19 protein-coding genes are annotated in these 19,069 nt (G+C 67.2%); 9 read left to right on the top strand and 10 right to left on the bottom strand.

The genetic code is table 11. The features are described 5' to 3' along the window. Positions 1–42: 42 nt before the first annotated feature. Together hutH and hutI are read right to left on the bottom strand one after the other, a co-directional pair. Complete coding sequence (gene hutH, locus GEU84_RS04045) at positions 43–1,578, bottom strand: histidine ammonia-lyase (protein ID WP_152824384.1); 1,536 nt, start codon at positions 1,576–1,578, stop codon at positions 43–45. Next, a complete protein-coding gene (hutI, locus tag GEU84_RS04040) occupies positions 1,568–2,761 on the bottom strand; it encodes an imidazolonepropionase (RefSeq protein WP_152824385.1) in 1,194 nt (397 codons plus the stop codon). Before hutI ends, hutH begins: the two co-directional genes overlap by 11 nt. A gap of 72 nt (positions 2,762–2,833) precedes the next feature. On the opposite strand from hutI, the gene GEU84_RS04035 reads away from it, so the two are divergent. Together GEU84_RS04035 and GEU84_RS04030 are read left to right on the top strand one after the other, a co-directional pair. Next, a complete protein-coding gene (locus GEU84_RS04035; RefSeq protein WP_152824386.1) occupies positions 2,834–4,192 on the top strand; it encodes a formimidoylglutamate deiminase in 1,359 nt (452 codons plus the stop codon). Between the two features lie 2 nt (positions 4,193–4,194). Continuing rightward, the gene (locus GEU84_RS04030) at positions 4,195–4,944 is read left to right on the top strand and encodes a GntR family transcriptional regulator (protein WP_152824387.1); all 750 of its coding nucleotides are present in this window, start codon (positions 4,195–4,197) and stop codon (positions 4,942–4,944) included. A 65-nt stretch (positions 4,945–5,009) separates the two neighbouring features. On the opposite strand, the gene hpaR is transcribed toward GEU84_RS04030, so the two are convergent. Beyond that, entirely contained in the window at positions 5,010–5,489 is a 480-nt protein-coding gene (gene hpaR / locus GEU84_RS04025; protein ID WP_152824388.1) for a homoprotocatechuate degradation operon regulator HpaR, read from the bottom strand. Positions 5,490–5,634: 145 nt separating this feature from the next. Between hpaR and GEU84_RS04020 the strand changes: the two genes are divergently transcribed. The 6 genes from GEU84_RS04020 (at position 5,635) to GEU84_RS03995 (ending at position 10,973) form a co-directional block, all read left to right on the top strand. Further along, positions 5,635–6,027, top strand: a complete 393-nt coding sequence (locus GEU84_RS04020; RefSeq protein WP_152824389.1) for a 5-carboxymethyl-2-hydroxymuconate isomerase — start codon at positions 5,635–5,637, stop codon at positions 6,025–6,027. After that, on the top strand, positions 6,024–7,535 hold the full coding sequence (hpaE, locus tag GEU84_RS04015; protein ID WP_152824390.1) for a 5-carboxymethyl-2-hydroxymuconate semialdehyde dehydrogenase: 1,512 nt from the start codon (positions 6,024–6,026) through the stop codon (positions 7,533–7,535). The genes GEU84_RS04020 and hpaE overlap by 4 nt, the downstream gene beginning before the upstream one ends. A gap of 28 nt (positions 7,536–7,563) precedes the next feature. Further along, entirely contained in the window at positions 7,564–8,544 is a 981-nt protein-coding gene (hpaD, locus tag GEU84_RS04010) for a 3,4-dihydroxyphenylacetate 2,3-dioxygenase (RefSeq protein ID WP_152824391.1), read from the top strand. Further along, positions 8,541–9,401 (top strand): fumarylacetoacetate hydrolase family protein, encoded by an 861-nt coding sequence (locus GEU84_RS04005; RefSeq protein WP_152824392.1) that lies wholly within the window; start codon positions 8,541–8,543, stop codon positions 9,399–9,401. Before hpaD ends, GEU84_RS04005 begins: the two co-directional genes overlap by 4 nt. Continuing rightward, on the top strand, positions 9,398–10,189 hold the full coding sequence (gene hpaH, locus GEU84_RS04000) for a 2-oxo-hept-4-ene-1,7-dioate hydratase (protein ID WP_152824393.1): 792 nt from the start codon (positions 9,398–9,400) through the stop codon (positions 10,187–10,189). Before GEU84_RS04005 ends, hpaH begins: the two co-directional genes overlap by 4 nt. Before the next feature lie 226 nt (positions 10,190–10,415). Next, entirely contained in the window at positions 10,416–10,973 is a 558-nt protein-coding gene (locus GEU84_RS03995; protein WP_152824394.1) for a tetratricopeptide repeat protein, read from the top strand. Here GEU84_RS03995 and GEU84_RS03990 read toward each other — a convergent pair. Next, positions 10,913–11,575, bottom strand: a complete 663-nt coding sequence (locus GEU84_RS03990; RefSeq protein ID WP_338144753.1) for an ABC transporter ATP-binding protein — start codon at positions 11,573–11,575, stop codon at positions 10,913–10,915. The two genes, GEU84_RS03995 and GEU84_RS03990, sit on opposite strands and share 61 nt — an antisense overlap. Positions 11,576–11,582: 7 nt before the next feature. Then, positions 11,583–12,557 (bottom strand): ABC transporter substrate-binding protein, encoded by a 975-nt coding sequence (locus GEU84_RS03985; protein WP_152824523.1) that lies wholly within the window; start codon positions 12,555–12,557, stop codon positions 11,583–11,585. A gap of 222 nt (positions 12,558–12,779) precedes the next feature. Between GEU84_RS03985 and GEU84_RS03980 the strand changes: the two genes are divergently transcribed. Further along, positions 12,780–14,546: a PQQ-dependent methanol/ethanol family dehydrogenase gene (locus GEU84_RS03980; RefSeq protein ID WP_152824395.1), complete on the top strand. Its 1,767-nt coding sequence runs from the start codon at positions 12,780–12,782 to the stop codon at positions 14,544–14,546. A gap of 208 nt (positions 14,547–14,754) precedes the next feature. Here the strand turns inward: GEU84_RS03980 and GEU84_RS03975 are convergent, their stop codons facing one another. The 5 genes from GEU84_RS03975 to GEU84_RS03955 all read right to left on the bottom strand — a co-directional run bounded on the left by GEU84_RS03975 (position 14,755) and on the right by GEU84_RS03955 (position 19,050). Next, positions 14,755–15,546, bottom strand: a complete 792-nt coding sequence (locus tag GEU84_RS03975) for an ABC transporter permease (protein ID WP_152824396.1) — start codon at positions 15,544–15,546, stop codon at positions 14,755–14,757. A gap of 101 nt (positions 15,547–15,647) precedes the next feature. Further along, positions 15,648–16,367, bottom strand: a complete 720-nt coding sequence (locus tag GEU84_RS03970) for an ABC transporter ATP-binding protein (protein ID WP_152824524.1) — start codon at positions 16,365–16,367, stop codon at positions 15,648–15,650. Between the two features lie 2 nt (positions 16,368–16,369). Continuing rightward, positions 16,370–16,825 (bottom strand): cupredoxin domain-containing protein, encoded by a 456-nt coding sequence (locus GEU84_RS03965; protein WP_152824525.1) that lies wholly within the window; start codon positions 16,823–16,825, stop codon positions 16,370–16,372. A gap of 24 nt (positions 16,826–16,849) precedes the next feature. Next, positions 16,850–17,851 carry a YVTN family beta-propeller repeat protein gene (locus GEU84_RS03960; protein WP_152824397.1) on the bottom strand — a complete coding sequence of 334 codons (1,002 nt, stop codon included), beginning with the start codon at positions 17,849–17,851 and terminating at the stop codon, positions 16,850–16,852. After that, a complete protein-coding gene (locus tag GEU84_RS03955; RefSeq protein ID WP_420899270.1) occupies positions 17,848–19,050 on the bottom strand; it encodes an ABC transporter substrate-binding protein in 1,203 nt (400 codons plus the stop codon). Before GEU84_RS03955 ends, GEU84_RS03960 begins: the two co-directional genes overlap by 4 nt. Positions 19,051–19,069: the final 19 nt, after the last annotated feature.

Genomic DNA, 19,069 nt, shown 5'->3' with positions numbered 1-19,069 from the left:
GAAGAGCCGGGGGCTTCGCGCCCCCGGACCCCCGCGGGATATTCAGAAACTGAGAATGGGAAGGGGCGATGCTGCGGCCTCGGTCAGCGCGCCGCTGGCAATCAGGCGGGCGGCGGATTCGAGGTCGGGGGCGAGGTAGCGGTCTTCGCCCAGCGTGGCCACGTCTTGCCGCAGCCGGGTGACCACACGTTGCAGCGGTGCGGAGGTGGCGAGTGGCGCGCGGAAGTCGATGCCCTGCGCGGCGCAGATCGCCTCGACCCCGAGGATCATGTTCAGGTTCGCCACCATGCGGCCAAGGCGGCGGGCGCCATGGGCGGCCATGGAAACGTGATCCTCCTGATTGGCGGAGGTGGGGGTGCTGTCGGTGACGGTGGGGGTGGCGAGGTGCTTGTTCTCGCTCATCAGGGCCGCCGTGGTCACTTCGGCGATCATCAGGCCGGAGTTGAGGCCGGGGTTCGGCGTCAGGAACGGCGGCAGGTCGAAGCTGAGCGTCGGGTCCACCATCAGGGCCACGCGGCGCTGCGCGATGGCTCCGATTTCACTGATCGCCAGCGCCATCATGTCGGCGGCAAAACCCACGGGTTCGGCGTGGAAATTGCCGCCCGAGACGATGCCGCCATCGGTCAGCACCAGCGGGTTGTCGGTGGCGGCATTCGCCTCGACCTCCAGCGTGGCGGCGGCCATGCGCAACACATCCATCGCGGCGCCCGTCACCTGCGGCTGGCAGCGGATGCAATAGGGGTCTTGCACGCGGCTGTCACCGTCGCGATGGCTTTCGCGGATTTCCGACCCGTCAAGCAGCGCGCGCAGGGCGGCTGCGGCCTCGATCTGGCCCTTGTGGCCGCGCAGGGCGTGGATCTGGGGGTGAAGCGGTGCGGTGGAGCCCATGATCGCGTCGGTGGAAAGCGCGCTTGTGACCAGCGCGGATTGCGCCGCGCGCCAGCCGTCGAACAACGCGGCCAGCGCATAGGCGGTGCAGAACTGCGTGCCGTTGATCAGCGCAAGCCCCTCTTTCGGGCCGAGGGTAACGGGGGTGAGGCCAGCGCGGGCCAGCGCCTCGGCCGAAGGCATGCTGTGGCCCTCATACTCCGCCATGCCCGCGCCGATCATCGTGGCGGCCATATGGGCCAGGGGGGCAAGGTCGCCCGAGGCCCCGACCGAGCCTTGCGCGGGGATCACGGGGGTGACGCCGCGGGCCAGCATCCCTTCCAGCAGCGCGATGATGTCCCAGCGCACGCCGGACGCGCCACGGCCCAGCGACAGCAGCTTCAGCGCCATCATCAGCCGGGCGACGGGCCGGGGCATCGGATCGCCCACGCCGCAGCAATGCGACAGGATCAGGTTGCGTTGCAGGGTGGCGGTGTCTTTCGCCGCGATCTTCAGGCTGGCGAGTTTGCCAAAGCCGGTGTTCACCCCGTAAACGGCGGCGTCACCGGCGGCGGCTTGGGCGATCCGGGCCGCAGCAGCCTCGACGCCGGGGCGGGCCGCGGCGGCAAGTGTGGCGGGGGCTTCGCTGCGGTAAAGGCGTTCCAGCTGCGCAAGGCTGGTTTCGCCGGGGGTGAGGATCTCAGGCGTCAAGACGGCCTCCGAATATGCGGGAATGAAGCGGGGTGGGGCCGATGCGGTAGGCCAGTTCGGCAGGGTGGCTGGCCTGCCAGATGGCCAGATCGGCGCGCTGGCCGGGGGCGATGCTGCCCCGGTCCGGCAGACCCAGAGCGCGGGCGGCATGGGTGGTGGTTCCCAGCAAAGCCTCTTCCGGTGTCAGGCGGAACAGGGTGCAGGCCATGTTCATCGCAAGGCACAGCGAGGTCATGGGCGATGTGCCGGGGTTGCAATCGGTGGCGACGGCCATCGGCACGTCATGGTCGCGCAAAAGCTGGATCGGGGGCAGCCGCGTTTCGCGGATGGCATAAAAGGCCCCGGGCAGGATCACCGCCACCGTGCCAGCATCGGCCATGGCCGCAGCGCCATCGGCATCCAGATATTCCAGATGGTCGGCGGACAGCGCGCCATGCCGGGCGGCTAGCGCCGCGCCATGCAGGTTTGACAGTTGTTCCGCATGCAGTTTCACCGGCAGGCCAAGGCTTTGCGCCACCGCAAAGACCCGGGCGATCTGGGCGGGGGAAAAGGCGATGCCCTCGCAGAACCCGTCCACCGCATCCACCAGCCCCTCGGCATGGGCGGCATGCAGGGCGGGGATGGCCTGTTCGGCCAGATAGTCATCGGGGCGGCCGACGTAATCGGGCGGGATGGCATGGGCACCAAGGAACGTCGTGCGGACATGCACCGGGCGCAGCACGCCAATGCGGCGGGCGACGCGCAGCATCCGCAGTTCGGTTTCAATATCAAGGCCATAGCCGGATTTGATCTCGATCGTCGTCACGCCCTCGGCCAGCATCTGATCGACGCGCGGCAGGGCTGCGGCCAGCAGATCAGCCTCGGTCGCCGCCCGGGTGGCGCGGACGGTAGAGAGGATGCCACCCCCGGCGCGGGCCACAGCCTCGTAACTGGCACCTTGCAGCCGCATCTCGAATTCCACGGCGCGGTGGCCGCCGAACACCAGATGGCTGTGGCAGTCGATCAGGGCGGGCGTGACAAGGCGGCCGCCAAGATCGTGCCTGTGGCCAGTGAAACGGGGCGGCAGATCGGCCTCTGGCCCCACCCACAGCACCTGCGCGCCATCCAGCACCATGGCACCAGCGGCGATCAGGCCATAGCCCCCCACCATCGTTGCCACCGTTGCATTGCCCAGAATCATCATCGTGCCGCTTGCCTTTTGTCTGGTGTTGAGGATATTATGTCTGCACATAATAAACCCTGTCAAGAGGCTGCCATGACCGATCACATTCTGTGGGCCAAGACCGCGCTGCTGCCCGGTGGCTGGGCATCCGATGTGCAGGTGAAGGTTGCGGGGGGCCGGATTGCAGCCGTGACGCCGGGGGCCGCGCCGTCCGGCGCGCAGCGGGGCTGTTTGCTGCCCGCACCGGTGAACCTGCATTCGCATGCCTTTCAGCGCGCCATGGCGGGCATGACCGAACGGCGCGGTGCAGGCACCGACAGTTTCTGGACATGGCGGCAGCTGATGTTCCGATTCCTTGACGTGCTGACGCCCGACGACGTGCAGGCCATTGCCGCCCAGGTGCAGATGGAAATGCTGGAGGCGGGCTATGCCGCCGTGGCCGAGTTTCATTATCTGCACCACCAGCCCGGCGGGGTGGCCTATGCCGACCCTGCGGAACTGGCGGGGCGGATCGTGGCGGCCTCGCAGGACACGGGTATCGGGCTGACGCTGCTGCCAGTGCTGTATCAGCAGGGCGGCTGCGACGGGCGCGGGCTGACGGCGGGGCAGGCGCGGTTTGGCAATGATTTTGACGGGTTTGCGCGGCTGTGGCAGGCGGCAGGGGCGCATCTGACCGCCGCTGATGCCCGCATGGGCGTGGCACCCCATTCGCTGCGCGCGGTCAGCCGCGAGGGGCTGCGCGATGCGGTGGCTTTGGCCCCGGATGCGCCGCTGCACATCCATCTGGCCGAACAGGTGGCAGAAGTGGCCGAGGTGCAGGCGGCCTATGGCGCGCGCCCCGTGGAATGGCTGCTGGCCAACCACGCGGTGGATGCGCGCTGGTGCCTGATCCACGCCACGCAGATGCAGCCTGCCGAAACGCTGGCCCTTGCGGCGACCGGGGCGGTGGCGGGCCTTTGCCCGATCACCGAGGCCAATCTGGGCGACGGCATCTTTGACGGCATGCGCTGGGCGGGCGCGGGCGGGCGCTTTGGCGTCGGATCTGACAGCAATGTGCGCATCGCACTGGCCGAGGAGCTGCGGCTACTGGAATATTCGCAGCGGCTGCGCGACAGGGGGCGGGCGATGTTCGCCACGCCGGAACGCTCTACCGGGCGGGTGCTGTTTGATGGCGCGGTAGCGGGCGGGGCGCAGGCGGGGGGCCGGGCCTCGGGTGCGATCCGTGTGGGGGACTGGGCGGACATGCTGGCGCTTGACATGGGGTCCGTTGATCTGGAAGGGCGGCAGGGCGACGGCATTCTGGATGCCTGGATCTTTGCGGGGGATGACCGGATGGTGGCCGATGTCTGGTCTGCCGGGCGGCATGTGGTGACGGGGGGGCGGCACGTGGCGCGCGAGGCGATCTCCGCAGCCTACCGCAAGGTGATGGCGCGGCTGGTGGGGCGGTTGTGAACATGCCGGATTGGCCAGCCCCCGTTGTGGCGGCATCCTCGCCCGCCAAGCCATTGCCCCGCCCCGCCCCGCAGGGCTGGGAGGCGATCCGCGCCGAGGTGCTGCACCGCATCCACGCGCGGCTCTGGCTGCCGGGTGCCACGATCCCCACGGAAGAGGCGCTGGCGCAGGAATTCGGCTGCGCCCGGGCCACGGTGAACCGCGCCCTGCGCGATCTGGCCGAGGCGGGTGTGCTGGAACGCCGCCGCAAGGCGGGCACCCGCGTGGCGCTGCATCCGGTGCGGCGCGCGACGCTGGACATTCCCGTGACCCGGCGCGAGGTCGAGGGGCGCGGCCAAAGCTATGGCCTTCATCTGCTGGAACAGGCGCTGCTGCCCGCCCCGGTGCCGGTGGCGGCCCAACTGGGCCTGGCCCCCGCCACGCCACTGTTGCACCTGTGCACGCTGCATCTGGCCGATGGCCGCCCGTTTCTGTATGAGGTGCGCTGGCTGAACCCCGCCCTGCTGCCCGACCCGGCCCCCGATTTCGCCGCGATCAGCGCGAACGAATGGCTGGTGGGCCATGTGCCCTATACCACGGGCGACATTGCCTTTTCCGCCGCCAATGCCACGGCGCACGAGGCAGAGGTGCTGGGCCTTGCCCCCGGCACCGCGCTGTTCATCACCGAACGCTGCACCTGGTCGGGCGACAGGGCCATCACCGCCGTGCGGCTGGCCTATGCGCCCGGCTACCGGCTGCACACGATGGTCTAGCGGACGGTATTCGTGCAAACGCAGCGCGGATCGCCGTCAGGCGTGACGCGCGGCCCGCGCAACCGTCACAGCTTTACCGCTTGCAGGTCTTCCAGCAGGTCCAGCAGCGTCTCCAGCTTGTCCTTGCCATAGAGCGCCTCCAGCCGGGCGAACAACGCGTTGCTGGCGGCGGCATGGTCGGCGATCACCTGGCGGCCCCGGTCGGTGATACAAACGATGAAGGTGCGCCGGTCTGCGGTTCCGGTGACGCGGCTGACCAGCCCGTCATCCTCCATCGCGCGCATGATGCGGGTCAGGCTGGGCGCTTGCAGACAGGCATGATCGGCCACCAAGGTCAGGGGCAGCGGGCCTTCCTCGTCCAGCACGCGCAGCACGCGCCATTTCTGTTCGTTCACCGGGCTTTGCGCAAGCATTTCGCGCACCGGGCCCATCACTGCCTCGCGCGCGCGCAAGAGCGCAATCGGCAGCGATCGTTCCGTGCGGCGCAGGGACACGGGGCGGCGCAGGGTTACGGGCGGCGGGGCAGGGGCGGTGTCATCAACCATGCGCCTCTATCGGCGTTTTTCGATGGCGGCTCAAGCAAAAGCCGGGCGCGCGCCGCATCTTGCCGCCGCAACGCAGGGCCGCCCCCGCCGGGATACTTGACGATGGGCGATCACTTGCTTAACAAATGAATTAAAAGGGGGTCCGATGCCGCATGTCCATATCGACTATTCGGCCAATCTGGCGCAACGGCTGGATATTGCGGCGCTGTGCGTGGTGATCCGCGATGCGATGGTGGAAACCGGGCTGTTCCCGCTGGCAGGCATCCGCATCAGGGCCATGGCGGCGGATCATGTGGTGATCGCCGACGGCAATCCGACGCATGCGTTCTGCGACGTGTCGATCCGCCTGCGCGCCGGGCGTGACCCCGCCGCCAAAGCCGCAGCCACCGCCCACGTCTTTGCCGCCGCCCAGGCGTTCTGCGCCGCGGTGCTGCAATCGTCATCTTTCCTGTTGTCGTTCGAGATGCGCGACATCGACCCCGCGCTCAGCCCGAAAACCAGCTCGATCCGCAACCACCTGAACGGAGATCCGTCATGACCGATCTTGCCACCCATCTGGCCCGGCTTGACGGCCATCTGGCCCGGTTCCGCGACAGGGGCATCCTGAACCTGATCGGCGGCGAAAGCCGCCCGGCCCTGTCGGGCGCCACATTCGACACTCGCTCGCCGGTGGACGAATCGCTGATCGCCCGCGTGGCGCTGGGCGATGCCGCCGACATTGACGCCGCCGCCCGCGCCGCCAAGGCGGCCTTCCCGGCCTGGGCCGCGCTGGAGGGCGCAAAACGCAAGGCCATCCTGCACCGCATCGCCGACCTGATCGAGGAACGCGCCGAGGAAATCGCCCTGTGCGAATGCTGGGATACCGGGCAGGCCTGGCGGTTCATGTCAAAGGCGGCGTTGCGCGGGGCCGAGAATTTCCGCTATTTCGCCGATCTGGCGCCGCAGGCGCGCGACGGGCAGGCGCTGCCCACCGCCACGCATCTGAATGTGACCAGCCGCAGCCCCATCGGCCCTGTGGGGGTGATCACGCCCTGGAACACGCCTTTCATGCTGTCCACCTGGAAAATCGCCCCGGCGCTGGCGGCAGGCTGCACAATCGTACACAAACCGGCCGAGTTTTCGCCGCTGACCGCCCGCCTGCTGGCCGAGATATGTCTTGAGGCGGGCCTGCCCCCCGGTGTGCTGAACCTGGTGAACGGGATGGGCGAGGGCGCGGGCAAGGCGCTGACCGAACATCCCGACATCAAGGCGATTGCCTTTGTCGGCGAATCCCGCACCGGCAGCATGATCATGAAACAGGGGGCCGATACGCTGAAACGCGTGCATTTCGAACTGGGCGGCAAGAACCCGGTGGTGGTGTTTGACGATGCCGATCTGGACCGCGCGCTGGATGCGGTGATCTTCATGATCTATTCGCTGAACGGCGAACGCTGCACGTCATCAAGCCGCCTGCTGGTGCAGAATACGATTGCCGATGATTTCCACACCCGGCTTGTCGAAAGGGTCAACGCCATCCGCGTCGGGCACCCGCTGGACCCGGCCACCGAAATCGGCCCGCTGATCCACAAGACGCATTTCGACAAGGTGACGGGCTATGTCGCCATCGGCCAGCAGGATGGCGCGACCCTTGCGGCGGGGGGCACGCGGGTGGGCGATCAGGGCTGGTTCGTGCGCCCCACACTGTTCACCCATGCCACGCCCCAGATGCGCATCGCGCAGGAGGAAATCTTTGGCCCCGTCCTCACCTCGCTGAGCTTTGCCGATGAGGATGAGGCGCTGGCCATTGCCAATGGTGTGCCCTACGGCCTGACCGGCTATGTCTGGACCAATGACCTGACCCGCGCGCTGCGGTTCTCGCAAGGGCTGGAGGCCGGGATGATCTGGGTCAATTCCGAAAACGTGCGCCACCTGCCCACACCCTTCGGCGGGGTCAAGAATTCCGGCATAGGGCGCGACGGGGCCAAATGGTCGTTCGAATTCTACATGGAACAGAAGAACACCGCCTTCGCGCTGGGTCAGCATAAAATCCAGCGGCTTGGCGTCTGACCGCATCAACGGGGAGGAGACCCGACACATGCCCATTCCCGCAGCCACGCTTTACCCGCCGTTCAACATCCTGCGCCTCAGCCATGTGGAACTGTGCGTGACCGATCTGGCCCGCGCGCGCGGCTTTTACGTCGATACGCTGGGTCTTCAGGTCACGCATGAGGATGCGGGCCACATCTATCTGCGCGCGATGGAGGAACGCGGCCACCATTGCGTGATCCTGAAACTGGCAGCGGCCGGGTCGGTGGGCGTGCTGGGCTTCAAACTGTATGACCAGCCCGATCTTGACAAGGCGGCGGCCTGGTTTGCGGCGCAGGGCCTGTCGGTGGACTGGGTGGAACGCCCCTTCATGGGCCGGGCGCTGGCGACGCGCGACCCCATGGGCGTGCCGCTGGAATTCGATGTGCAGATGGACCGCCTGCCGCCGATCCACCAGCACTACGCGCTGTATCGGGGCGTCAAACCCCTGCGCATCGACCATTTCAACCTGTTCTCGCCCGATGTCGATGCGTCAGTGGCGTTTTACGCGCAGATGGGCTTTCGCGTCACCGAATACACGGCGGATGAGGACACGGGCCGCACCTGGGCCGCATGGATGCACCGCAAGGGCGGGGTGCATGACATCGCCTTCACCAATGGGCGCGGCCCCCGCCTGCACCATCTGGCCTTCTGGGTGCCCACGCCCCTGAACATCATCGACCTTTTGGATCTGATGGCCACCACCGGCTATGTCGGCCATATCGAGCGTGGCCCGGGGCGGCATGGCATTTCCAACGCGTTTTTCCTATATATCCGCGACCATGACGGCCACCGGACCGAGGTTTACTGCTCCGACTACCAGACGGTTGACCCCGATCTGGAGCCGATCCGCTGGAACCTGAAAGACCCGCAGCGCCAGACCCTGTGGGGCGCCCCCGCGCCGAAAAGCTGGTTCGAGGAGGGGTCGGTGTTCGACGGCGCCGCCCTGCGCGACAGCACCCTTGCCGCCCAGCCCATCGTGGCGCCATGACCCGGTTCGTCAGCTATACCTGGCAGGGGCAGGCGGGCTGGGGGGTGGAGCGTGACGGTGGCGTGGTCGATCTGTTCGCCCGCCACCGCCAGACCTATCCCACCCTGCGCGAGGTGATCACGGCGGGGGCATTGCAAAGGCTGGCCGAGGAATCCCTGCGTTGCAGCCCAGATTTCTGCATCACCGAAATGGCCTATGCCATTCCGGTGCCCGCGCCGGAAAAGATCATCTGCGTGGGGGTGAATTTCCCCGACCGCAACGCCGAATACAAGGACGGGCAGGAGGCCCCGCCCCACATGTCGCTGTTCATCCGCTTCGCGCGGTCCTTTGTCGGCCACGACCAGCCGCTGACCCGCCCGCCCGAAACCCCGCAACTGGATTACGAGGGCGAGATTGCCGTGGTGATCGGCAAGGGCGGGCGGCGCATCCCCGAGGCGCAGGCGCTGGCCCATATCGCGGGCCTGACCCTGTGCAACGAAGGCACTTTGCGCGACTGGGTGCGCCATGCGAAATTCAACGTGACGCAGGGCAAGAACTGGGATGGGTCGGGCGCGATGGGCCCGTGGCTGGTGCCCTTCACCGACCCTGCGCAGATCATGGATGTGGGGCTGACCACCCGGGTGAACGGCGTGCTGCGCCAGCAGGATAGCACCGGGCGCATGCTGTTCCCCGTGGCGCGGCAGATCGCCTATATCTCTACCTTCACCACGCTGGTGCCGGGCGACATCATCGTGACCGGCACCCCCACCGGGGCAGGCGCGCGGTTCGATCCGCCCGTCTGGCTGGTGCCGGGTGACGTGGTAGAGGTGCAGGCCGACGGCATCGGCACCCTGCGCAACGGGGTGGTGGACGAATGACCCCCGACCAGATCGCCGAGGCCGCGACCAGCCTGTTCACCGCCGAACGCACAGGTGTGCAATGCGGGCTTCTCAGCCTGCGCTACCCGGGCATGACGCTGGATGATGCCTATGCCGTGCAGGCGGCTTTTGTCGCGCTGAAGGGGCGCAGGGGGATTGGCTGGAAGATCGGCCTGACCAGCCGCGCCATGCAGCAGGCGCTGAACATCACCACGCCCGATTCCGGCGTGCTGCTGGATGACATGCTGTTTGCCGATGGCGCGACCGTGCCGCGTGGCCGGTTTATCCAGCCACGGGTGGAGGCCGAGATTGCCTTTGTCATGCGTGCCCCCCTTCAAGGCGCGCATGTGACGCGGGCCGATGTGGTGGCGGCAACCGCCCATGTCGCCCCGGCGCTGGAGATACTCGACACCCGCGTTTTGCGGGCCGACCCCGCCACGGGTGCCGCGCGGATCATCACCGATACGGTATCCGACAATGCCGCCAATGCGGGCCTTGTACTGGGTGCGCAGCGCCACGCGATCGGTGCCCATGACCTGCGCTGGGTCGGTGCCATCGTGAAACGTGGCGGCGTGGTCGAGGAAACCGGCCTTGGCGCAGGCGTGCTGGATGATCCGGTGACGGGCATCCTGTGGCTGGTGCACCGGCTGGCCGCCTATGGTCAGGGCATCGCGGCGGGTGACATCGTGCTGTCAGGCAGTTTCATCCGGCCCGTCGAGGCCCCGCCCGCAAGCCGCTTTGCCGCCGACTTCGGCCCCTTTGGCCATGTCACGCTGAGCTTTTGCTGAAGTTGCCAGACGGCACGTAGGTGCCAGGCCGCTGCGGCCAGTGTTGCGGGGCATGATTGCCATCCGTTCACGATCCGGCGCTGCTGCTGCGCCGAAATGGCCTCGCCTGTGCCGCAGCGCCGCTGTGCTTGCCACATCGGCCATCCTGTCACCCGCCTACGACCATAGCCGCGTCGCGCTGCGGCCCCCTGCATGTTAGCCTTTCCCCCCAAACCCCGGGAAAACCATGCGCCACATCGCCCTTGCCCTGCTGCTTGCCGTCGTTGCGCCCGGTCCGGCGCTTGCCGAAACCACCCAGCCGGACACCGAAGGCGGCGGCACGCTGAACCCCGACGAGATGGGCATGGGCCGCATGATGGAGAATGCCGCGCGGGGCGAAACATCCATGACCACCTGCGCCTCGGGCTACATGATGACCAAATCCGGCCAGCACGCGGCGGCGCGGGCGCTGTTCCAGCGTTGCGCGGCAGATGGCTATACCGGCGCGATGACCTGGATGGGCCATCTGGACAACAACGGGCTGGGGGCCGACGCCGACCCCGACCGCGCGGCGGAATGGGACCGGCAGGCCGCCGAGGCGGGCGATCCGGTGGGCCTGTTCAACTATGGCCTTGCGCAGCTGCGCGGCCACGGCGTGCGGCAGGATCTGGCCGAGGGGCGCAGGCTGGTTGACCGGGCGGCGGCCATGGGCCTGCCGGTGGCGCGGCGCTTGCAGGGCGCGGGCTATGACCCCGATGAGGTGACGCCGGATGCCGACAACTGGAAATATGCGCCGCTGTTCTGACGGTCTTCGGCGATTGTCGCGGGGGTGCCCTCCAGCCGGATGATGCGGCTGGCCAGCCGTTCCGCCTCGGGCAGGGCATGTGTCACCATCAGCGTGGCCAGCGGGCGGCGGGCGCGCAGGCGTTCGAACAGCGCCATCATCTCGTCCACCAGCGCCGCATCCAGCGACACAAAGGCCTCGTCCATCAGCAGCACATCGGGCCGGGCCGCAAAGGCGCGGACCAGCGACAGGCGGCGCTGCTGGCCCAGTGACAGGGCGGCAGGATAGCGCGCGCCAAGACCGGCCAGCCCCACATCGGCCAGCGCCGCCGTGGCCCCGGCCACCGAGCAGCCCGTGGTCAGCCGCAGATTCTGCACCGCTGTTCGCCAGGGCAACAGGGTGGGTTCCTGAAACACCATCGACACCCGGCCCGGCAGCACCAGCTGCCCCTGCCAACGCCGATGCAGCCCCGCCACGATGCGCAATAATGTGGTCTTGCCGATGCCCGACGGCCCGGTGATCGCCACCGTCTCACCCGGCATCACCGCCAGCGACAGCGGCCCCAGAACCGGGGCCGCGCCATGGCCGGCGGTCGCCAGCGTCAGGGAAAGGGCCGCCGTCACCGCCCGGTCAACTGCCCGGCTGCACGAAGACGCCCTGGGGCAGCGTGGTCATGCGGCCCACCAGTTCCTCGCCACCCAAGGAGGCCATGATGGCCAGCATCCGCCCTGCCGCAGCCTCGTCCACCGGGCCGGGGGCGGGGATGCCCGCGCGGAACCCGGCCTTCAACGCGGCAAATTCGGCATCTGATTGCGCATTCATCATCGGGCGCAGCGCGTCCCACGCGGCCTCGTCCGCCGCCAGCACATCCTTGGTGGCCCGGCTGGCCGCTGCCAGTCCCGCCACCAGCTGAGGCTGATCGCGCAGAAGTTCACCGCGCACCACATAGCCCAGCAGCGGCGTCGCCGGATCCAGCCCCAGCGCCACCGCCGCATCGGCCACGGTGATCAGCGGACGCATGCCCGCCGCCTCCATCTTGGCACCGAAATGCCAGAAGTTGACGGCCCCCTGCACCTGGCCCGACAGCGCGGTTTCCATGATCAAGGGCGGCGCGCCGAACACCTGTTCGGTTTGCATGGCAATATCAATGCCTTCGGCCTGCTGCGCATAGGCTTGCAGGATCAGCCAGCTTTTGTCCACCGGCCCGCCAGCAATGCCGATCTTGCCGCCTGCCAGATCGCTTATCGTCCTGGCCGGGCTGTCGGCCATCACATGCAGCGCCCCCACGGCCCGCGAATAGGGGATGAACACGAAATCCTGGCCTTCCGCCCGCTGCCGGGCCACCCACAGCCAGTCGGACACGATCACATCCGCCTCGCCCCCCTGAAACGCCACCTGCGCGGCGGGCGATCCGGCCACATCCTGCACCACCAGCGTGAACCCGTTGGCGGTATCAAAGCCCCGGGTGGTCATGGTGGTCAGTTCCCAGTTCACCGTGCCGCTGACCTGCGTGGCGATGCGCAGTTGCGGCACATCTGCCCATGCCGGCAGGGCCAGCGCCAGCGCGGCCACCAGCCCGTGCACCCCCCGCCGCGTGTATCGCATGCTCATCTCCGGTCCCCCCTCAGACATGCGCCCAAGGGTGACAGCGGCACCGGGCCGCGCAATGCGACCAAAGCAGGGGGCCACTTTTGCGCGCTTTGGCAGGCTTTACGACCATGGTGCAATTTCGCCCCGGCGGCGCTGCGGCGGAGTATTACGGTGGATCGTGCTGTCGTTTGAGGGGGCGTGGCATCGGTCAGCCAGAAAACCACAGGGAGGATTCTGATGAACCGGTTCATCATCGCCGTAACCGCCGCCATCTGCGCCGCATCCATGGCGCAGGCCGAGGTTACAGAGGCCGATATTGCCAATGACGCCGCTGAGACCACGCAGGTGCTGACCAACGGCATGGGCCGTGATCTGCAACGCTTCAGCCCGCTGGCCATCCTGAACAAGGATAACATCGGCAACCTGCTGCCCGCCTGGGCCTTCAGCCTTGGCGGCGAAAAGCAGCGCGGGCAGGAAAGCCAGCCGATCATTTCGGATGGCATCATGTATATCACCGGGTCGTATTCCCGGCTTTACGCCATCGACGTGAAGACCGGCCGCGAGTTGTGGCAATACGACGCCCGCCTGCCCGAGGGCATCCTGCCCTGCTGCGACGTGGTGAACCGGGGGGCCGCCATCTATGGCGACAAGGTGTATTTCGGCACGCTCGACGCCCGCATCGTGGCGCTGAACGCGAAAACCGGCGATGTGGTCTGGAACAAGAAGATCGCCGAATACAAGGAGGGCTATTCCTATACCGCGGCCCCCCTGATCGTGAACGGTCTGGTCATCACCGGCAATTCGGGCGGCGAATTCGGCATCGTGGGCGAGGTGCAGGCGCGTGACGCCAACACCGGCGAAACGGTCTGGACGCGCCCGATGATCGAAGGCCACATGGGCACGCTGAATGGCGCGGAATCGACCATGACCGGCGTGCTGAACGCCACCTGGCCGGGCGACATGTGGAAGACCGGCGGCGGGGCGACCTGGCTGGGCGGATCCTATGACATCGAGACGGATACGCTGGTGTTCGGTGCGGGCAACCCCGCGCCCTGGAACAGCCACCTGCGCAACGCGGGCAAGCCGGTAGAGGGCAACGCGGGCGACAATCTTTATGCCGCGTCGCGCGTGGGGCTGGACCCGAAAACCGGCGAGATCAAATGGCACTATCAGACCACGCCGCGCGAAGGCTGGGATTATGACGGCGTGAACGAGGTGGTGTCCTTTGTCGACAAGGACGGCAACAAGCGTTTCGCCACCGCCGACCGCAACGGCTTTTTCTATGTGCTGAACCGTGAGGATGGCAAGTTTGTCGATGCCTTCCCCTTTGTCAAAGACATCACCTGGGCCACGGACATCGGCGATGACGGGCGGCCCGTCTATGTCGAGGAAAACCGCCCCGGCGACCCGGCCGCCGCCGCCGATGGCGCCAAGGGCGAAATCGTGTTCTCCTCGCCCTCGTTCCTTGGTGGCAAGAACTGGATGCCGATGGCCTACAGCCAGAAAACCGGCCTTTTCTATGTGCCCTCGAACGAATGGGGCATGGATATCTGGAACGAGCCGATCACCTATAAAAAGGGCGCGGCCTATCTGGGGTCCGGCTTCACCATCAAGCCGAATTACGAGGACCATATCGGTTCGCTGAAAGCCATCGACCCCGTGACCGGCGAATGGAAATGGGAATACAAGAACGAGGCCCCACTGTGGGCCGGGGTGATGACAACGGCGGGGGGCCTTGTGTTCACCGGCACGCCCGAAGGCGAGTTCATCGCGCTGGATGACGAGACGGGCGAGGTGCTGTGGTCGTTCCAGACCGGCTCGGGCATCGTGGGCCAGCCCGTCACCTGGGATCAGGACGGCGAGCAATATGTCACCGTGATCTCCGGCTGGGGCGGCGCAGTGCCGCTGTGGGGCGGCGAGGTGGCCAAGAAGGTGAACTATCTGAACCAGGGCGGCACGGTCTGGACCTTCAAGCTGCCAAAACAGCTTGCCGCGGCGAACTGACCCCCTCGGGTTTGATCCATGGCAAGGCGCGCCTTCCCGGCAACGGGAGGGCGCGTTTTGCGTCAGCAGCGGGTGGCGGATCAGCGGATGGCGCGCCGCATGGCCCGGAAACTGCACAGCAGAACGGGCAACGCTGCCCTTCCTTCCCCGCAGCCGCAGCCGTTTGGGCGCAGGCCAGGCGGGAAGTGCCGGCACCAGGGCCGAACCTTCAGCCCTTGCGCTGCACCATCCCCCGCGCCGGATCATAGCCCCACAGGGCCACCCCGCCGAACAAGGCCAGCGCCAGCAGCGTCCAGCCCAGGGCGGGCAGGTTCATCTGGCCGTAAAGCGCGAAGCGGATCAGTTCCACCGCCTGGGTGAACGGGTTTGCGGCGCAAAGGTCGCGCAGGCGGGGCGAGGCTTCGGCCATTTTCCACAGGGGGTAAAGCGCCGATGACAGGAAGAACATCGGAAAGATCACGAAATTCATCACCCCCGCGAAATTCTCCAGTTGCTTGATGAAGGATGACAGCATCAGCCCCAGCGCGCCCAGCATCAGCCCCGCCACGAACAGCGCGGGGATCGCCGCCAGATAGCCCTGCCAGGGCAGGGTGATGCCCCACAGCGCCGCAACCCCCAGAAAGGCCGCGCATTGCAGCAGCGACACGGTGGTGGACGCGATCAGCCTGGCCGTCAGCAGCCACCAGCGCGGCAAGGGCGAAGTCAATAGCAGCCGCATCGAGCCCATCTCGCGGTCATAGACCAGCGACAGCGACGATTGCATGCCGTTGAACAGCAGGATCATGCCGCAGAGGCCGGGGACGATATAGACCTCATAGGTGATGTAGGTCTGGTAAGGCGGGGTGATCGACAGGCCGAGGGCGGCGCGGAAACCCGCGGCGAAGATGAACAGCCAGACCAGCGGGCGCACCAGCGCCGCGATGAACCGGCCGCGCTGGGTGACGAAACGCAACGCCTCGCGGTGCAGGATGGCGCGGAGGGCGATGAGGGCTGCGGTCATGGCGGCCTTTCCGGCGGTGCGCACGCGGCGGGCGCCGGGGGGCTGTCTGCCCCCCGGACCCCCCGAGGATATTTATGGACAGAAAATGAGCAGGCGCGGCGTCATGCCGGGGTGCCGGTCTTGGCGAGGAACACGTCGGACAGCGGTTTGCCAGCGCTGATGTCGGCCGCGGTGCCGTTCGCCAGCACGCGGCCCCGGTGCAGGATCACCAGCTGGTCGGCGGGGCGCACCTCGTCGGTCAGGTGGGTGGCCCAGAGCACCGAAAGCCCGCTGGCGGCCAGCCCGTGCACATGATCGGTGATGGCAAAGCGCGCGGCGGCATCAAGGCCCACGGTGGGTTCATCCAGCAGCAGCACGGCGGGACGGTGGATCAGGGCGCGGGCAATCTCCATCCGCCGCCGGTGGCCACCGTTCAGGTTGCGCGCCAGTTCGCCCGCGCGTTCGGCCATGCCCAGCCGGTCGAGCGCCGCCATGGAGCGCGTTTCGGCCTCGCGCCCCGCAAGGCCGTGCAGGGCCGCGAAATACAGCAGGTTGCGGCGCACCGTCAGATCCAGATCCAGCGTGGGCTGCTGGAACACCACGCCGATGCGGGCCAGCGCCGCGCGCGGCTGGCGGGCCAGATCATGCCCCGCCACCGTGATGCTGCCCTGCCCGGTGGTGAAAAGCCGGGTCAAAAGGCCGAACAGGGTGGATTTCCCCGCCCCGTTCGGCCCCAGCAGCGCGCAGAACGTGCCGGGTTCGACGGCAAAGCTGACATCCCGCAACGCCTGTTTCGCGCCGAAGGCATAGCTGACGGTCTGGAGGCTGAGGCCTGCCGTCATGCTCATTCGATGGTGATCGCCACGCGCTGACTGTCGCCCGTGGTGCCGGGGATCATAAGGTAATAGCTGCCCGGCTTTACCGCGACGAACGACACTTCCGCCTCGCCCGCCTCGTCGAATTCCAGGCTGTCGATGGCCATGGGCCTGATCTCGATGCCTTCGATGACGATCTCGTTCAACCAGATCGCGCGGAAGAATTCGGGGCCAGACAGCGCCAGTTCCTGACTGCCATCGGCGGTGATTTCCAGCGTGTAGTATTTGCCGGATTTCAGGGTGATCGGGCCTGCCGCGATGGGCTGGCCCGCCGACAGCGTCAGCCCCGGCATGTCTTCCCGGTTGTTGGAGGACAAGAGCCCAGCGAGGCCAAGCTCGTTTTCCTCTTCCTCGGCCTCTTGTGCGAATGCGGCGGCGGGCAGGGCGGTGGCCAGCAGCGCGGCCAGCAGGGTCATGCGGTTCATCATCTCTCTCTCCGGTTATGAAAATCAGCCCTTGGTGGGGCGCATTGCGGCCCCCCAGGGAAAGCGGCCCACCTTGATGGATTTCAGCGCCTCGCGGCTGGCCACGTCGATCACGGTCACGTCGCCCGACACGCCGTTGGTGGTGAAAAGCCGGGTGTTGTCGGGCGAAAACGCCATGTGCCAGACCCGGCGGCCGACGAGGACATACTCTTCCACCGCCAGGGTTTCGGCATTGACCACGGCCACATGGTTTGACGGGCCAAGCGCCACGAACACGGTCTTGCCATCGGGTGTGAACTTGAACCCCACGGGCTGCACCAGATCGGCGTTCACCCCGGTGATCGCAAACCTTATCTTGCCCTTTTCGGTCTGGTCGGCGGCGTTGAACACCGTCACCGTGCCGCCGATTTCGGAGCTGACCCACATTTCCGCGCCATCGGCGGTGAATTCGGCATGGCGGGGCCGGCTGTCAACCAGCGTGTTGGCGAAAAGCTTCTGCGTGGCCGTGTCGATCCAATGGGCCATGTTGGTGGTTTCGGAAGTTGTGATCGCCACGCGGCCATCGGGCGACACCGCCATGCCCTCGGGCTCGATCCCCACGTTGATCTGCGCCACCACAGCGCGGGTCTGGGTATCCACCACGGTTGTCACCGCGTCATCCTCGTTGGCGATGTAGAGGTGGCGGCCATCGGGGGCCAATGCGAATTGTTCGGGGTCTTCGCCCGAGGGCAGTTCGTGCAGCACCGCACCGGTGGCCGGGTCCATCACCTGCACGGTGTCACTGTCGGAGGCGCAGATGTAGACCACCGAATAATCATGCGCAAAGACGATGCCGCGCGGGCGCTCACCCGTCGGAATGGTGCGCGTCACCTCCAGCGTGTCGGCGTCGATCACCGAAATCGTGTCGTCCTTTTCATTGGTGATCCAGATTTCCCCGGCAAATCCGGCGCCTGCGGCAAAGGGCAGGGCGGCGGTCAGCAACAGGGCGGCAAGGCGGTTGCGGGCGTGGTTTCTGGCGCGGGTCATGGCGTTCCTCCGAAGGCGGTGCAGGTGCTTTCGGGCGCATCCACGCCCAGACTGTCAAGTTCGTTGGACTGGTGCAGGAACCCCTCGACCGGGGCCAGTTGCACCAGCGCGCGGGCGTTCACCACCGGGATCGGCTGGCGCAACTGCCCGTTCCAGGTGCGGAAGGTCAGCGGGCGGCCCTTGAACCCATCCAGCGCAAAGGCATCCGACAGCATGTAGGCGCGCAAGGCGGCGGGATCGGCGGCGTTGGTGCGCGTCACCGCCTCGCCGATCGCGCGGACGGCTGCCCAGGCGGCGTAATCGCGGCTGGCCATGTCGCGCCCGGCCTGTTTTTCAAAACGGTTCTGCAACTGCACCGCGCCCCATTGTTCCACCACGGGCGCCCAGCCCAGCCCCTCCAGCCCTTCGGAGCCCGCGATGGGGCGGGGCAGCCAGGTGTTGTGCTCGACATAGCGGCCGAAATCATCGGCCTCGTCCGCGATCAGCAGGATGTGGTGGTCGGGGAAATCCTGCGTGAACAGCGGCACTTCGGCGGGGGCGGCACGGCGCAGGTCGGTGTCGAAGGTCCAGGGCTTTTCGGCAAGGATCGTCAGCCCGAATTTGGTGGCCGACCGGCGCAAAGCCTCGGCATAGCTGGCATCACCGGGCTGCGGGCCGGTGATCATCACCAGATCGGCAAAGCGTTTGGCTTGCAGCACCTGCATCAGCGCATCGGTGCGCATCGCATCTTCGGGCAGGGTGTGCAGCAGATTGGCCCGGCAATCGGCATCGCGCAGGGCACGGTCGCCCGCGGCTACGTTGAAGATCAGCGCGTCGGCAGCGGCGGGCAGGTCGGCGATGCGCAAAAGGTCGGGCGCCCCGGCCTCGACCAGCAGCAGCCCTGATGCCGCCAGTGCGGCCCCGGCAGCGGCCAGCAGATCATCGCCCGGGGCGACCGACACGATATCCAGCGTGTAATCGTGCCCCAGAAAGCCGCCGGTGGTGGCATTGTCCGCCAGGGCCACCTCGGCCCCCACGATGCCCAGATCCTCGGGCACCGGATCAAGGTTTGACAGGGTGGGGGGCAATTCCACCTCTTGCCGCAGATAGGTTATGGGCACCTCGATCTGGGCCGGCGCCGTCTGGGCCTGAGCGGTCGTGGCGGGCAAAAGGCTGCTGGGCAGGGCCAGCGCGCACAGCGCCAGCGCCTTTCGGGTCATGCGGTGCATATGTGGTCCT

It is taken from the genome of Fertoeibacter niger (assembly GCF_009380135.2).
In the GTDB taxonomy this organism is placed as follows: domain Bacteria; phylum Pseudomonadota; class Alphaproteobacteria; order Rhodobacterales; family Rhodobacteraceae; genus Fertoeibacter; species Fertoeibacter niger.
The sequence above is the reverse complement of the archived record's forward strand: the minus strand, read 5'-3'. Positions and strand labels throughout refer to the sequence as shown.